We start from the raw sequence: 15,826 nt of genomic DNA on the forward strand, positions 1-15,826 counted from the left end.
GTTGGACTTATTTGCTATGCAAATTTTCCCTTTGTTCCAGCTTTGTAAGCTTCCGGTCGAGCGCTATCAAAAATATCACGATGCCTAAAAAGATGATCAGTAGCACACCTACTATAACATATATCTTGCCATTGCTACGGAAAAATTCGTTTACAGGCCCTGTCTCTGTGTTCTGATTCTGGTTTTCCTGCGCGTTAGCGAAAAGTGAAACTAGCAACAGCAAACAGGTACAGCAAAAAGAAAACGCTTTGTTGATCATTTAAAAATATTTTTTAGCTCTAGTTTTTTGTACCGGACAAGCAAGGTATAGATCCAGACACTCAGTAAGGTCCAACCCAGGAAAGCGGGGTACAATACCCATTTCATATGGTTGTCGGTGTCACTGGATGCGAATCCAGGCGTAGTGGCGCTTCCGGGATGAAGGGAATCGACCATGCGCGGGATGATATACGTTAAGGGAATCAACAAAGCGAATGCGAAAACGTTAAACACGGCAGAGATCCTGGCGCGTTTATCGATGTCCGGAATGGACAGGCGTAATACAAGATATGCCATATAGATCATGAGCGCCACGGCGGTCAGCATCTGTTTTGGATCGCGGGTGAAAGAGCCTCCCCATGTATAGGTAGCCCAAAGGGTACCTGTTGCGAATCCCAGAATACCATAAAACACCCCTACACTGGCAGCAGCGCTGGCATATGCATCTTTACGGAGATCGTATTTAGCGAGATAAAGAACAGAATTGACTACGGAGATAGTGAACATGGTGTACATGCATATCCACATAGGAACGTGAAAGAAGAGGCCGCGGGAAGACTGACCGTTTGTGCCGATAATCGGTATTTCAATCGTGAATCCTGCTATTATTACATAAACAAGGATCAATACCGCTAGAGCTTTCCACCAATGCTTTGCCATTTTAACCAACTATATTGGGGGCAAACCTACACGTTTTATCACTAATCACAAAATTCAGTAACCTGTTTCCGGCTACTTTTCCACAGTTGTTAATCTTTCCATAAAAAAGGGAATAATACCAGGGAAAGAGCGATGATCAGAACATCCATACTGCTCAGCATCAGGAACATTTTGGGCAGTCCGGGCTGAAATACAGTGATAAAGGAGGATTTAGCGATATTAGACAGCAACATGAGCAGGGGCAGCATAATAGGAAAGCCCATAATAGCCATTAATGCCGCATTCTGATTTGCCTGGGCTGCAATAGCCGCCAGCATGGTAAAAAGCAGTGACAGGCTAATGCCCCCCAGCAGGATCACCCCCAGAAAATACCAGAAACTGGTAACCGGGTTACCCAGGAACATCATACAGCAGCCCATCGTGATCAAGGTCATCACCGACATCAGGATGATATTATAGATCAGTTTAGCTACTATAAAACTGCGGGGATGTACCAGGGAATAGAAGTACAGGAGACGGCCCCGGTTTTCCTGCAGGAAGCTCTTTGCAATGGCATTTACCGCCACGAACAGCTGCACCACCCAGAAAAGCGCATTCCAGATCTTTTCTTCCGGTTTGTCTATCATCAGGTTAATAACAAATACAGTAGATATAATATATAACAGGATCCCGTAAAAGGCATATTTCTGCCGTAACTCAAGCAGGATGTCCTTTTTTACCAGTGTAATTGTTTGTTTGAAGCCACTAGATTTCATGTTGGCGCAAAGATAGGAGAATCACTTATATTCGCTTCCATGAAAAAAATACTGGTAGCCAACCGTGGTGAGATCGCATTGCGGATCATGAGATCCGCCAGGGAAATGGGCATCGCAACAGTAGCAATATATTCCGAGGCCGACCGCGCTATGCCTTTTGTGCAATATGCCGATGAGGCAGTGTGTATCGGCCCCGCCCCTTCCAGTCAGTCCTATCTGATGATGGACAAGATCATGGGGGCGGCCCGGCAAACTGGTGCGGATGCTATACATCCCGGATATGGCTTTCTAAGTGAGAATGCACGTTTTGCCCAGGTGGTAAAAGATGCAGGCCTTATTTTTATCGGTCCCAGTCCGTCAGCCATCGAAATGATGGGTAGCAAACTGGCCGCTAAACAGGCCGCCCAGCGGTTTGGCGTTCCTATGGTACCCGGCACCGAAACTCCATTGCGCAGTATCGATGAAGCCCGGGAAGTAGTGAAAAAGACCGGTTTCCCTATCCTCATCAAGGCATCTGCCGGTGGTGGCGGTAAAGGTATGCGGGTGGTTAATAACGCCGGTGAGCTGGAAGAACAGGTGAGGATGGCTAAGAGTGAGGCTATGAGCGCTTTCGGAGACGATGCCGTATTCATTGAGAAATATGTAGGCGCACCCCGCCATATAGAGATCCAGGTACTTGGCGACCAGCATGGCAATTATGTCTATCTGTTTGAACGTGAGTGCTCTATACAAAGAAGGCACCAGAAACTTATTGAGGAGGCGCCTTCCTCCTGCCTGACGCCCGACATCCGGGAAGCTATGGGCAAATGTGCGCTGGACGTAGCCCGCGCTTGCCAATACTATGGTGCAGGTACCGTCGAGTTCCTCGTCGATGAAAATCTGCAGTTCTATTTCCTGGAGATGAATACCCGCCTGCAGGTAGAACATCCGGTAACGGAAATGATCACAGGACTGGACCTCGTTAAAGAACAGATCAGGGTGGCCAGAGGCGAAAAACTTTCCTTTGCCCAGGCTGACCTTAAAATAAACGGACATGCCATTGAATTGCGCATCTGCGCAGAAGACCCGGCCAACAATTTCCTACCGGACACGGGCACACTCACAACCTACGTTCGTCCGCAGGGTTATGGTATCCGTGTAGATGATGGCTATGAGCAGGGCATGGATATTCCCATTTATTACGACCCTATGATCTCTAAGCTGATAGCCTGGGGAGCTGACAGGGAAGAAGCCAGGGAAAGATTGTTACGCGCTATTAGTGAATACCAGGTAAAAGGGATCCGCACCACACTTCCGTTCGGAAGCTGGGCTTTACAACAGCCCGCCTTTATCAATGGCGCTTTTGACACTAATTTTATCGGGAAGTATTTTACACCGGAATCACTGGAACGTGCAGACCCTGAAGCCGCAAAAGCCGCGGCTATACTGGCTGTACAAGTATGGCAGGATGAACAGCGCCGGATCAGACAACAACCTGTTAATCAAGAACAAAAACTTTGGAAGAACAGGAAATTGTTAAGATAAATTAAAAGCGCAGTACAGTAACGGTAAAACTGATTAGTTTTGTTGCTGTACAAATATTTTATGAAAAGGTTCATTTTATTGGTATTAGATTTTTTTTACCTACCCTTTGCGAAGCTCATGCCTTTGCAAACTTTCCGTTACCTAGCCTGTGGCAGTGGTAATACGGCTATGGATATCCTATTGTATTACATTAGTTTTCATTTTATCCTTAACGAAACGCCGCTTCATTTCACTTATCTGACTATCAGCGCGCACATTGCCGCACTGTTCATGTCTATGACCGTTACATTCCCTACCGGGTTCCTGCTGAGCAAATACATTGTGTTCTCAGAATCTAATTTAAGGGGCCGGGTACAACTAGTAAGGTATTTCATGCTGGTAGGTATCTGTATCTGTCTGAACTATGGGTTTATGAAACTGTTCGTAGAATATTTCCTCATCTATCCAACCATCGCTAAAATACTGACAACCATCTTTGTAGTAGGCTTCAGCTATCTGACACAGAAGAAATTCACCTTCAAGGTCAAAGCAGGCGCTTAATACATATAACATACTTTTAAAGAAAAGACCGCTTCAAACGAGGCGGTCTTTTCTTTAAAAGGCATTGCTACTTAACGCTTTACCTGTATAGATGGCCGGGTAATCAATATAGCCGTTATCACCTCCCTGGTAAAAGGTATCCTTATCTCCCGCAGCCAGCGGCGCATTATGCCGGAACCGTTCCACAAGGTCGGGGTTAGCAATAAATGGCCTTCCAAAGGCAATCAGATCGGCCAGTCCGGACTGCAGATTAAATTCTGCGGATTCTGCGGTTTGTCCGCCAGCAAGGATTAACAGGTTACTGAATCTTTGACGCACATCACGGATATACGCTGGTGGAATTGCAGGATATCCGTTTGATGGCTGATCCGACAGATGGATATACAAGATGCCCATTTCCTCCAAGACATCAGTGATATATTGATGAGTAGCAATTTCCTCCTGATATGCAGGCAGGTCGTTTAAAACAGCAAAAGGCGAAAGCCGGATGCCCGTCCGCTCTTTGCCAATGGCTGCAGTAACTCCCTCCATTATTTCCAGCAGGAAGCGGGACCGGTTGGCTATACTGCCGCCATAATGGTCTGTTCTGCGATTGGTGTGTGGATGTAAGAACTGCTCTACCAGAAATCCATGTGCTCCATGTATCTCAACACCATCAAAGCCTGCTTCGATCGCACTGTTTGCCGCGCGGATGTGTGCTTCGATCAATGACTGTGTGTCCGCGATACTCAAAGGTTGTGGTTCGGGCATTGTCAGATACTGATCGCCCGGCGTCCTCATTATTCCTTCGGCCCTTACTGCGGAGGGAGCGACTAATAAAGCAGCACCCTCGTTATTCAGCGGATGTCCTATACGACCTGTATGTACCAGCTGGAGAACGATCTTCCCGTCACGAGCGTGGACCTCATCTACAATTTGCTTCCATGCCGCTTTCTGTGTATCATTATATATACCGGGCGCATTAAGATAACCAACACCATTAGCGGTTACCGCACTATTTTCTGCAATGATCAAACCAGCACCAGCCCTTTGTCCGTAGTAAACATGTGCAGACGGACCAGGAACACCATCCTGAGAACGGCGTCTGCTCATAGGCGCCATCACCACACGGTTGCGCAATGTAAATGCCGGCGTGACCAGCGGTGACAACAACTTTTCTCTTGAACTCATATAGATTACTTTTTTGATCCCACAAAATTACCTGTGGCCACTACCCCGGAACAGTGACAAAGCGGGGTTTTTCCTGTAAATTGGCAGGTATGGAACGGAAACTCTTACACCAGCCTTTTGAGCTGTTTGTATCAGATATGGAATGTTGGAACGAGCGTCCGCTGATCTATCATTTTTTTGAGATCGTGCAGATCCTGGATGGAGAGGGCCTGCGCATCACAAACCGTAACACTTTCCCTTACAGGAAGGGTAGCATTTTCCTCTTTACACCGCTCGATTGCAGAGGTTTTGATATTAAGACCCCTACGCGTTTCTGCGCTATACGTTTCTCGGAAGTCTTTCTCGGAAAATGTAAAACGGTACAGGACAGGGAACGGATCTCATCATGGTTGAAACAACTGGAACATATCTTCTTTCATCACAACCGCTTCCAGGAGCTGTTGGTAAAGCAACCGGGCGATTGCCACCTGATCGCTTCACTAATAGATAACCTGGTGAGAGAATATGCGCACGACCGGCCATACAAAGAAGAGAACCTTCAGCATTTTGTAACGCTGATCCTGAACATACTGGCGCGGAATGTCAGCGACAGCACTGCGATGTCCGGCGCGGGCGATACCCCTGATCCACTGATCAACAGGATGTTATTGCATATACGTCAGCATATCAGTGATCCTGATAAACTGAGGATAGATTTTCTGGCATCTCATTTTAATCTCTCAGAAAACTATGTAGGTGAGTATTTCAGGAAACTGACCGGCGAAAGCCTGCAACATTATATTACGCATTACAGGATAAAGCTGGTGCAGCAGCGGCTTGCCAACAGCGTACTTACGGTGAGCCAGATTGCAGGAGAGCTGGGCTTTACAGATGAAAGCCACTTAAGCAGGCAATTCAGAAAGTATAATGGTATAAGTCCGGCTGAATACAGAAAGAATGCGAAATCAACATAAATGACTATTGAAATAATTTGTTCTTAAAGCAGCAAGCGCTCGCCGAGGCGAACGCTTGCTGTTTTGTTATTTGACGTCTTCGTAATAACAATGCCTGCATCGTGGTTCATACAGGTCTGTTTCTCCGAGGAGCACGGTATTTTTTTCTTTCGTTTTACGGTAGGAGTAATTGGCGATATTTCCGCATTTGACACAGATTGCGTGCAGCTTGGTAATGTAGTCAGCCTTTGCCAGCAGGAAAGGCATCTGCCCAAAGGGCTTACCCATAAAATCCATATCCAATCCCGCCACAATCACCCTGATACCCCGCAATGCAAGCTGGTCACATACTTCTGGCAATTCGCCATCAAAGAATTGTGCTTCATCGATGCCCACTACATCCACTTCCTGCGCAAGGAGAAGGATCTGCTGAGAATTCTCCAATGGCGTGCTTACAATGCGGCTTTCGTCGTGAGATACAATGTGTTGTACATCATACCGTGTATCTATCACCGGTTTAAAGATCTCTACTTTTAAATTGGCAATCCGGGCCCGTTTCAATCTTCTGATCAACTCTTCCGTTTTTCCGGAAAACATTGAGCCACAGATCACTTCTATCCACCCTCTTCGCCCTCCTGCTAGAGAAGGTTCAATAAACATATTTTAGTATTTGATTAACAGTTAATTAAAATGCCCTAACTTTATGCAAATAAAATAAATTCCCCCATACCGCGTTAACAATTAAGGCATGGAACGCATTTTGCATTCAAGTTATTTTTTTTACTGCTATGGAAAAAATAAGTGCATTAATTGATAAGTTACAGGAATTAAAGAATTCAAACGCTGGTTTGCAGTCGATATCTTATTATGTGCAACTGCTGCAGGCGGAGATCTTACACGCAAGGAATCTTCAAAGAGAGCAGGAACGTGTGCAAGAGCGGCAGGACAGTCATGTAGCCGTGATCATGCCTTCCACTCCACTGACAACCACTGCGAGTCCCTCTACCATCATAGTAGAAGTACCTGTAACGACATCATCGAGAGAAACATTACCGGAAAACAAACAGACGGCTCCTGCGGTAACATCTGCACCTGCAGCGGAATCGACCTTGACATTACCGTTGCAGAACACGTCCCTTCCCAAGCCGGTAGCTGCAAGCAATGGCAATGGAACTACGGCGGCCCCTGTAAATACTATTCCGGCTGCTGTAACTGCAGAAACAACTCACAACGGCGCTACGGCTCATCAAATGCCATCCCCTGCTCCTGCGTCTCAACCTGCGGAACAGGCCCCGGCAGACAGGAAACCGGCTTTCATCACCATCTATGGCAATACGGAAACACAGCAACCGGTTAACACACCGCCAGCTGCCAGTGAGAAAAAGCCTGAAACCAATGGTGTACATAAGGAACTTAAGGAGCTAAAAGAACTGAACCAGCTGGTGGCCCAGAATACGCCTTCACTGAATGACCGCTGGAAGCAATCGCAGACCGAAGTTGCCGACCGTTTGAGTGAAACTCCTGTCAAGGACCTGCGTCAGGCGATCGGGATCAACGATAAATTCCAGTTCATACAGGAATTGTTCCGGGGCGACGTGGACACTTATGAACGTTCTGTAAAGACCATCAATGAGTTACACACGCTGCAGGAAGCAGAATACTGGATTGAAAGAGAGTTGAAGATCCGCCAGGGTTGGGTCGACGATAACCGTGCTGTAAGGCAGTTTTACAATCTCGTCAAGAAACGTTTCTCCTGAATATACTGTAGTATCTTGCCGGTAGCTCCTTTATTTTCAGCCACATAATTCTTAGCCAGGGCGCCCGTCTGTAAACGGGCAGTTCCATCCTGCAACAGTTTTCCCACCTGTGCATCGAAGGTGCCCAGGTCATGGATACTGATGCCTCCGCCGGCAGCGATCAATGCGGCTGCCTCCGGGAACTTATGGAATACAGGCCCGAACAATACAGGTTTACCATAGGTAGCCGGTTCCAGGATATTGTGAATCCCGTCCTTCCCGAAACCTCCTCCTACATACGTCACTGTAGCATACCGGTATAGTGCCGACAGCATGCCTACATTATCTATCAGCAATACACGTCCCGGCTGTTTATGCTCATTTTTTATCCACTCCGTATACCTGATGGCTTCCGGGAACAATGCTACCAGTTTATGGATATGTGCCGGATCTATTTCATGGGGAGCGATGATCAGGCAACGTCCATCTATATGCTGTTTCTTCCACCAGGCGGCCAGCAAGGCCTCATCTGTTTCCCAGGTACTACCCGCAATGATGGCGTGTTGCGTTCCGATAAATTCCGGAATACCCGGTAGCGAACGTTCTTCCTCCTGTAAGGCCCATACGCGGTCAAAACGCGTATCTCCAGCCAGCGCGACATGTTTGATATCAGCTTGTTCCAGCAGGGAGACAGATTCCTTGTTTTGCACGAAGATGTAGCTGAACTGTTGCAGCAATTTCCGGAACATGCCGCCGTATGGCTTGAAGAAAGCCTGTCCCGGCCTGAAAATACCGGATATCAGTAATACCGGTACTTTTTCACGGTAAAGGCTTGTGAGCATATGATACCAGAACTCATACTTGATAAAGATGGCGAGCGTGGGCTTCACTATACGGGTAAAATCCCTTGCATTCTGTCGTGTATCCAACGGCAAATAGCACACGTAATCGGCCCCGGGATAGTCTTTACGTACCTCATAGCCGGAGGGCGAGAAAAAGGTAAGCAGCACCTTACAATGCGGGTATTCCTCCCTGATAGCTTCCAGGACAGGTCTACCCTGTTCAAACTCGCCCAGGGAGGCTGCATGTACCCAAACGATGGGACCGGCATCGGGCAGATGTTTTTTCAGCAAGGCCCTCCAGTCGCGCCGTCCTTCCAGCCATTTACGGGCCTTGATATTCCCTGTGGCGGCGGCCAGGGCCACTCCCGCTTTATATCCTCTTATTCCCAGATTGTATATAATGGTGCTTATGGCCATGCCCGAGGTACTTTTATTGTTTTTTGGATCGGCTGCAAAGATACTGCCCTTCCTATGGCAAAATTTGTAAATTTGCTCACTTTAAACAAAATATCTATCCCACTCATGGTTCCTATTCAAATGGTGGATTTAAAACGCCAATACTTGAAAATAAAGCCGCAGGTAGATGCTGCGATGGCTGAAGTGCTCGATAATGCTGCTTTTATTAATGGCGCACCAGTACAACAATTCACCAAAGCGCTGCAGGACTACCTCGGTGTGAAACATGTCATTCCATGTGCAAACGGTACAGATGCACTACAGATAGCCATGATGGCGCTCGACCTTAAGCCGGGCGACGAAGTGATCACTCCTTCCTTCACCTTTATTGCTACGGCGGAAGTGATCGCGATGCTGCATCTGAAACCTGTATTTGTGGACGTAGACCCTCAAACGTTCTGTCTCGATCCGGTACAGGTGGAGAAAGCGATCACACCAAAAACGAAGGCTATCGTACCCGTACACCTTTACGGTCACAGTGCGGAAATGGAGGCGATCATGGAGATCTCCAGAAAATATAACATTCCGGTTATTGAAGATAATGCACAGGCAATTGGCGGTCATTATACTTTCTCTGACGGAACTACCCAGAAACTGGGTGCTATCGGCCAGATAGGCTGTACCTCCTTCTTCCCTTCCAAAAACCTGGGTTGTTATGGAGATGGCGGCGCTATCTTTACCAATGACGATGAACTGGCCGGTAAATTAAGAATGATCGCGAATCACGGCCAGTCGGCCCGTTACTACCATGATGTAGTGGGTGTAAACTCCCGTCTGGACACACTGCAGGCAGTTGTACTGAATGTCAAACTGCCTTTGCTGGATGAATATATCAAGGCCCGTCGTGCTGTTGCGGATGCCTACGATGCCGGATTTGCCGGCATTCCGCAGATCACGACTCCTTACAGGGCCGACAACAGCTACCATGTATACCATCAATATACGCTGCAACTAAACGGGGCTGACCGCAATGCGTTACAACAATACCTGCAGGAACGCCAGGTACCTGCAATGATCTATTATCCTGTACCTGCCCACCGCCAGAAAATGTTCGAGAATTTCGGTGGCGCTGAATTCAATCTCCCGGTTACTGACAATCTTACCACTAAGGTTATTTCACTACCTATTCATACAGAGATGGATGCAGATCAGCTGCAGCACATAATTGATTCAGTTAAATCATTCTTAAATCAAAACTCCAAATGAAGATCACAGTAGTAGGCACAGGCTATGTGGGACTGGTTACCGGGACCTGCTTCGCTGAAACAGGCAACGATGTTGTGTGCGTTGATATCGACGCAAATAAGGTCAACAAGCTCTCTAACGGACAAATAACCATCTACGAGCCGGGACTGGAAAAATTGTTTGAGCGTAACCTGAAGGAAGGACGTCTCCACTTCACCACCAGCCTTGCAGAAGGCACACAGCATGGTGAAGTGATCTTTCTGGCGCTGCCGACCCCTCCGGGAGAAGACGGCTCTGCAGACCTTTCCTATATTCTGCGTGTAGCAGATGAACTGGGAAAGATCATGACAGACTACAAAGTGATCATCGATAAAAGTACTGTACCTGTAGGTACTGCTGAAAAAGTACAGGAGACTATCGCGAAGCATTGCAAATGCCCTTTCGACGTTGTATCCAATCCGGAATTCCTGCGTGAAGGTGTAGCAGTAGATGACTTCATGAAACCTGACCGTGTAGTGATCGGTACCCGTTCTGAAAGAGCACGTAAAGTAATGGGCGATCTGTTTGCACCATTTGTACGTCAGGGTAATCCGATATTGTTCATGGACGAGAAATCTGCAGAATTAACTAAATATGCAGCAAACTCCTTCCTGGCCACCAAGATCTCATTCATGAATGAAATAGCCATTCTGTGTGAGAAACTGGGCGCTGATGTTGATATGGTGCGCAGAGGTGTAGGCAGCGACGATAGGATCGGTAAACGTTTCCTGTTCCCCGGCATCGGTTATGGCGGCAGCTGCTTCCCGAAAGATGTGCAGGCGCTGGTAAAATCATCTGAAGATGCGGAGTATGATTTCAAAATACTCACAGCAGTGATGGATGTAAATGAGCGGCAGAAATTGTTCCTCCTTCCAAAGATCAGGACATGGTTCAACGATGACCTGAAAGGTAAACATTTCGCGATATGGGGACTGGCCTTCAAGCCTAATACAGATGATATCCGCGAAGCACCGGCGTTATACATGATAGACGCGCTGCGTGATGCAGGAGCTACCGTAACGGTATTTGATCCTGAAGCGATGGCAAATGTGGAACGCCTCATTGGAGACAAAGTAACTTACGCTTCCAACCAATATGACTGCCTTGCGGATGCTGATGCCCTCATCATTGCTACCGAATGGAGCGTGTTCAGGACACCTGATTTTGACAAGATCGGCGCTACCCTGAAAAATAAACTGATATTTGACGGCCGGAACCTGTTCGATGTAGCCCGTATGGCTGAACTGGGTTTCCACTACGAAAGTGTTGGACGAGCTGCTGCTACTAACTAATTATTGCACATCATCAATTGCCTATCGAAATGAAGAGAGTACTGATTACCGGCGCTGCCGGCTTCCTGGGGTCACATTTGTGTGATCGCTTTATTAAAGAAGGATACCGTGTTGTCGGAATGGATAACCTCCTGACCGGTAACATCAAAAATATAGAACATCTCTTTCCGTTACCGGAATTTGAATACTATCATCATGATGTAAGCAAATTCGTACATGTACCAGGCGACCTGGATTACATTTTACACTTTGCTTCTCCTGCCAGCCCGATCGACTATCTGAAAATGCCGATCCAGACATTGAAGGTAGGTTCATTGGGTACCCACAATCTGCTGGGACTGGCCAAAGAGAAAAAGGCCCGCATCCTGGTGGCGTCTACATCTGAAGTATATGGCGACCCGAATGTGCATCCTCAGCCGGAAGAATACTGGGGTAATGTGAACCCGGTAGGTCCACGTGGTGTGTACGATGAAGCTAAACGTTTCATGGAGTCCATCACGATGGCATATCATAACTTCCACGGCGTAGATACAAGGATCATCAGGATCTTTAATACCTACGGCCCACGTATGCGCCTCGATGACGGCCGTGCGCTGCCAGCTTTCATGAGCCAGGCGCTGACAGGACAGGACCTCACTGTTTTTGGTGATGGATCCCAGACCCGTTCTTTCTGTTATGTATCTGACCTTGTAGATGGTATTTACCGTTTGCTGCTGAGCGATTATCACCTTCCTGTGAATATCGGTAACCCGGCAGAGATCTCCCTGAAGGAATTTGCAGAAGAGATCCTGGCACTGACGGGCAGCAAGCAAAAGATCATCTATCAGCCACTTCCGAAAGATGATCCGAAACAAAGGAAACCGGATATCACCAAAGCACAGGAATTACTGGGCTGGGCGCCGAAAGTGGACAGGAAAGAAGGCCTGAAGATCACTTATGAGTATTTCAAGCAAGCTTTAAATAAATAACTCGGGAAAGCGGGTGAACCCTTACTACCAAAACTGGTTAGATGAAGGTTCATCCGCAATTCGTAATTTGGACCCCGGAATTAAATAACTTTTATGCACAACACCATATTAATCACCGGTGGCGCAGGATTTATCGGGTCTCATGTAGTAAGGCTCTTTGTAAAGAACTATCCTCATTACCAGATCATTAATCTGGATGCATTAACCTATGCCGGTAATCTTGAAAACCTGAAAGACATCAAGGATCAGCCCAATTACAAATTCGTTAAGGGTGATATCACAGATGAATCATTCATTGATGAACTATTTGCTACTTATAAGTTCGATGGGGTAATCCACCTCGCGGCTGAAAGTCATGTGGACAGGTCTATCATGGATCCGCTGGCCTTTATCAAAACCAACGTAATGGGTACGGCAGTGCTGTTGAACGCCAGTAGAAAATACTGGAAAGACAATTATGAAGGCAAACTGTTCTATCATGTGTCTACCGATGAAGTATATGGCAGTCTGGGAGAAGAAGGTTTCTTTACCGAGCAGACCGCATATGATCCCCGTTCACCTTATTCTGCATCCAAAGCCAGCTCTGATCATTTTGTGATGGCATACTACCACACTTATCATCTGCCTGCTATTATATCTAACTGTTCCAATAACTACGGCTCGAATCATTTCCCGGAAAAATTAATTCCGCTGGCTATCCACAACATTAAGAACAATAAACCGGTACCTGTATATGGTAAAGGTGAGAACGTGCGCGATTGGTTGTTTGTGGAAGATCACGCCAGAGCAATAGATACTATTTTCCATAAAGGCCGCGTAGGTGAGACCTATAACATTGGCGGCTTCAACGAATGGAAAAATATCGACCTTATTAACCTGCTGTGCATGATCATGGATAAAAAACTGCAACGAGCACCAGGTACATCTGCACAACTGATCACTTTCGTCAAAGACCGCGCCGGCCATGACCTGCGTTATGCTATCGACGCTACCAAGCTGAATAAAGAACTGGGCTGGGAACCTTCACTTCAGTTCGAAGAAGGGCTGGAAAAAACAGTGGAATGGTACCTCGCCAATGAAGAATGGCTGGAACATGTGACCAGCGGAGCGTACCAGGACTATTACAGTGATCAGTACCAAAAGAGATAACTATGCCTTTTACAGAGACAGGAATACCAGGGTTGTTAGTATATGAACCCAGGGTATTTAATGATAGCCGTGGCTATTTTTTCGAAAGTTATAATGCCCAGACCTTTGAACAGGAAGGATTACACCTTCCTTTTGTACAGGACAACCAGGCACGTTCTACATATGGAGTACTGAGAGGATTACATTATCAGCTGGAGCCATATGCACAGACAAAGCTGGTAAGAGTGCTGGAAGGAAAGATCATCGATGTGGCGGTAGATATCCGTAAAGGCTCTCCTACTTATGGCAAAGCCTTTGCAATAGAACTGACTGCAGAGAACAAAAAACAACTGCTGGTGCCGAAAGGTTTTGCTCATGGATATTCTGTGATAAGTGAAACCGCTGAAGTGATGTATAAATGCGATAACTTTTATCACAAGCCTAGTGAAGGCGGTATTATCTATAATGATCCTGCACTGAACATCGACTGGGGCATTAACCTGGCTGATGCTCTTGTTTCAGAAAAAGATACAGTGCTGCCTACACTTGAAAATTGTACGCATAACTTCGTTTTCAATTCAAATAAGTAAATGAAAAATATTCTGGTAACCGGCGCCAATGGCCAGCTGGGACAAGCATTGAAAAAGATTGCTGCGGACTATTCCGGGTTTTCGTTTGTGTATACCGACTTCAATGAGCTGGATGTTACCAGCGAAGAAGCTGTGGCTAACTTCTTCTCACAGCAGGAAATACATGGCTGTATCAACTGTGCAGCGTATACTGCGGTAGACAAAGCAGAAAATGATGAGGAACTGGCATTCAAACTGAACTTTGAAGCTGTTTTGAACCTGGCTACTATTTGTCAGCAACACGGGGCACAGTTTGTCCACATCTCCACTGACTATGTCTACGATGGCAAACAGACCGTACCTTATTCGGAGACTGACGACGCCAGCCCTGAAAGTATTTACGGCAGCTCCAAATTACGCGGTGAAGCAGCGGCTATAGATACCAATCCGGATACCATTGTACTACGTACTTCCTGGCTGTATTCTGAGTTCGGTGTTAACTTCGTAAAGCGTATGCGTGAGCTGATGCAGGAGAAGGACAACCTGAACGTTGTATTTGACCAGGCAGGAACGCCTACCTATGCGGTGGACCTGGCAAAGGCTATCCTGGATGTGCTGACTAAAGTATGGGATGCTCCGGGGAACTATGGCGGCGTATATCACTTCAGTAATGAAGGGGTGACCAGCTGGTACGACTTCGCAGTGGCTATCAGAGAGCTGACAGGGGCCTCCTGCACCGTGGCGCCTATTACGTCAGACATGTACCCTACTGCGGCGAAAAGACCCGCTTACAGTGTCATGAACAAACAAAAGATCAGAGATACTTTCGGCTTACAGATCCCTTACTGGCGCGAAAGCCTGAAGGCTTGCCTTAAAAACCTGTAGACCGTATACTAAAAAAGTTAAAGCCCTCGCACCATTGGTACGAGGGCTTTACTTTTTATACAGGTTCCTGTTATTTCTTTACGTGAGTGATTTCCATATGACCGGCAGGTTTACCATCTTTGGAAGTTTCTGTTTTCACTACCCCAAAGCCAGGCGCAAACCATTCTGCAGCCACCATATCCATAGGGAGGTTCATGCCCATCATTTTCATGGAAAGGCTCATATTATAGCTGATCTTATAACAATCCCAGCTACCGCCGGCGGTCGTTACTTTCTCCTTCCCAACCACTTTACGGTCAGTCACTTTATACTGAAGGCTCATATCCATGCCATTGGCATTGCCGCTCATGTCGAATGAGCCATCAGGCAGGGATTGTCCTTCTTTCAAATTAGCAGGATAATTCAGGAATGCATTCCCTTCTGACTCCATTTTCATGTTCTGCAGCTGCGGAAGATTGGGCAGGGACATTTTCATATCCACCATGATCTCTCCACCGGTACATTTGAATTTTCCTTTTCCGGAAGAGATGGTTTTACCTTTTGCATCTTTCAGTGTAGAAGTAAAATCGGATACGCTGGCACTACCTTCCTTACTGACAGACAATACGTTGTATACGTTTTTAGCTACAGCCGTGCCCTTTGCGTCGAACATGGTCATCTCTACTTCTGCGTTATTCAGCAAATAGTAGTAATTCTTACAGTCCTGGGCACTTAACACATTGACTGCCAGCAGCAGACATGCGATAAAAAACAAACTTTTTTTCATAATGTATTCTTTACAGAAAATGGCGGTTTTATCCGGATGTTAATGTACGAATTTCCTGTACATCGCCCTTCTCCCCCATATCGTTTAAAATTCTTTTCTTACGTTTGCAAAAATTATCCCA

At 46.6% G+C, this 15,826-nt stretch carries 17 protein-coding genes; 10 read left to right on the top strand and 7 right to left on the bottom strand.

Features of this window, described 5'->3' with window-relative positions:
• Positions 1-7: 7 nt before the first annotated feature.
• From C7475_RS33615 to C7475_RS31245, 3 genes are all read right to left on the bottom strand, one after another.
• Entirely contained in the window at positions 8-259 is a 252-nt protein-coding gene (locus C7475_RS33615; RefSeq protein ID WP_370445447.1) for a CcmD family protein, read from the bottom strand.
• A complete protein-coding gene (ccsA, locus tag C7475_RS31240) occupies positions 256-918 on the bottom strand; it encodes a cytochrome c biogenesis protein CcsA (RefSeq protein WP_110057368.1) in 663 nt (220 codons plus the stop codon). Before ccsA ends, C7475_RS33615 begins: the two co-directional genes overlap by 4 nt.
• A gap of 89 nt (positions 919-1,007) precedes the next feature.
• Positions 1,008-1,673, bottom strand: coding sequence for a heme exporter protein CcmB (locus tag C7475_RS31245; protein WP_110057369.1), 666 nt, complete (start codon positions 1,671-1,673; stop codon positions 1,008-1,010).
• 39 nt (positions 1,674-1,712) lie between these two features.
• Here C7475_RS31245 and accC point away from each other — a divergent pair, with 39 nt between their 5' ends.
• Together accC and C7475_RS31255 are read left to right on the top strand one after the other, a co-directional pair.
• Positions 1,713-3,197 carry an acetyl-CoA carboxylase biotin carboxylase subunit gene (accC, locus tag C7475_RS31250; RefSeq protein WP_110057416.1) on the top strand — a complete coding sequence of 495 codons (1,485 nt, stop codon included), beginning with the start codon at positions 1,713-1,715 and terminating at the stop codon, positions 3,195-3,197.
• A gap of 117 nt (positions 3,198-3,314) precedes the next feature.
• Positions 3,315-3,737 carry a GtrA family protein gene (locus tag C7475_RS31255; protein ID WP_233260029.1) on the top strand — a complete coding sequence of 141 codons (423 nt, stop codon included), beginning with the start codon at positions 3,315-3,317 and terminating at the stop codon, positions 3,735-3,737.
• Positions 3,738-3,791: 54 nt separating this feature from the next.
• Here the strand turns inward: C7475_RS31255 and C7475_RS31260 are convergent, their stop codons facing one another.
• Positions 3,792-4,907 carry an alkene reductase gene (locus C7475_RS31260; RefSeq protein WP_110057371.1) on the bottom strand — a complete coding sequence of 372 codons (1,116 nt, stop codon included), beginning with the start codon at positions 4,905-4,907 and terminating at the stop codon, positions 3,792-3,794.
• A gap of 89 nt (positions 4,908-4,996) precedes the next feature.
• Here C7475_RS31260 and C7475_RS31265 point away from each other — a divergent pair, with 89 nt between their 5' ends.
• Positions 4,997-5,860 carry an AraC family transcriptional regulator gene (locus C7475_RS31265; protein WP_110057372.1) on the top strand — a complete coding sequence of 288 codons (864 nt, stop codon included), beginning with the start codon at positions 4,997-4,999 and terminating at the stop codon, positions 5,858-5,860.
• Between the two features lie 66 nt (positions 5,861-5,926).
• On the opposite strand, the gene C7475_RS31270 is transcribed toward C7475_RS31265, so the two are convergent.
• Positions 5,927-6,499: a thymidine kinase gene (locus tag C7475_RS31270; protein ID WP_110057373.1), complete on the bottom strand. Its 573-nt coding sequence runs from the start codon at positions 6,497-6,499 to the stop codon at positions 5,927-5,929.
• A 128-nt stretch (positions 6,500-6,627) separates the two neighbouring features.
• On the opposite strand from C7475_RS31270, the gene C7475_RS31275 reads away from it, so the two are divergent.
• A complete protein-coding gene (locus C7475_RS31275; protein WP_110057374.1) occupies positions 6,628-7,596 on the top strand; it encodes a hypothetical protein in 969 nt (322 codons plus the stop codon).
• Here C7475_RS31275 and C7475_RS31280 read toward each other — a convergent pair.
• Positions 7,566-8,834 (bottom strand): 3-deoxy-D-manno-octulosonic acid transferase, encoded by a 1,269-nt coding sequence (locus C7475_RS31280; protein ID WP_110057375.1) that lies wholly within the window; start codon positions 8,832-8,834, stop codon positions 7,566-7,568. The genes C7475_RS31275 and C7475_RS31280 overlap by 31 nt on opposite strands.
• A 144-nt stretch (positions 8,835-8,978) precedes the next feature.
• Between C7475_RS31280 and C7475_RS31285 the strand changes: the two genes are divergently transcribed.
• The 6 genes from C7475_RS31285 to rfbD all read left to right on the top strand — a co-directional run bounded on the left by C7475_RS31285 (position 8,979) and on the right by rfbD (position 14,939).
• On the top strand, positions 8,979-10,079 hold the full coding sequence (locus C7475_RS31285) for a DegT/DnrJ/EryC1/StrS family aminotransferase (protein ID WP_370445448.1): 1,101 nt from the start codon (positions 8,979-8,981) through the stop codon (positions 10,077-10,079).
• Positions 10,076-11,389 (top strand): UDP-glucose/GDP-mannose dehydrogenase family protein, encoded by a 1,314-nt coding sequence (locus C7475_RS31290; RefSeq protein WP_110057376.1) that lies wholly within the window; start codon positions 10,076-10,078, stop codon positions 11,387-11,389. Before C7475_RS31285 ends, C7475_RS31290 begins: the two co-directional genes overlap by 4 nt.
• Before the next feature lie 29 nt (positions 11,390-11,418).
• Positions 11,419-12,357 (top strand): UDP-glucuronic acid decarboxylase family protein, encoded by a 939-nt coding sequence (locus C7475_RS31295; RefSeq protein ID WP_199236318.1) that lies wholly within the window; start codon positions 11,419-11,421, stop codon positions 12,355-12,357.
• A 93-nt stretch (positions 12,358-12,450) separates the two neighbouring features.
• On the top strand, positions 12,451-13,506 hold the full coding sequence (gene rfbB, locus C7475_RS31300) for a dTDP-glucose 4,6-dehydratase (protein ID WP_110057377.1): 1,056 nt from the start codon (positions 12,451-12,453) through the stop codon (positions 13,504-13,506).
• Positions 13,507-13,508: 2 nt separating this feature from the next.
• Positions 13,509-14,075: a dTDP-4-dehydrorhamnose 3,5-epimerase gene (gene rfbC, locus C7475_RS31305; RefSeq protein ID WP_110057378.1), complete on the top strand. Its 567-nt coding sequence runs from the start codon at positions 13,509-13,511 to the stop codon at positions 14,073-14,075.
• The gene (gene rfbD, locus C7475_RS31310; RefSeq protein WP_110057379.1) at positions 14,076-14,939 is read left to right on the top strand and encodes a dTDP-4-dehydrorhamnose reductase; all 864 of its coding nucleotides are present in this window, start codon (positions 14,076-14,078) and stop codon (positions 14,937-14,939) included.
• 70 nt (positions 14,940-15,009) lie between these two features.
• Here rfbD and C7475_RS31315 read toward each other — a convergent pair whose 3' ends face one another.
• On the bottom strand, positions 15,010-15,705 hold the full coding sequence (locus tag C7475_RS31315) for a hypothetical protein (protein WP_110057380.1): 696 nt from the start codon (positions 15,703-15,705) through the stop codon (positions 15,010-15,012).
• Between the last annotated feature and the right edge of the window lie 121 nt (positions 15,706-15,826).

It is taken from the genome of Chitinophaga sp. S165, from assembly GCF_003182155.1.
In the GTDB taxonomy this organism is placed as follows: Bacteria; Bacteroidota; Bacteroidia; order Chitinophagales; family Chitinophagaceae; genus Chitinophaga.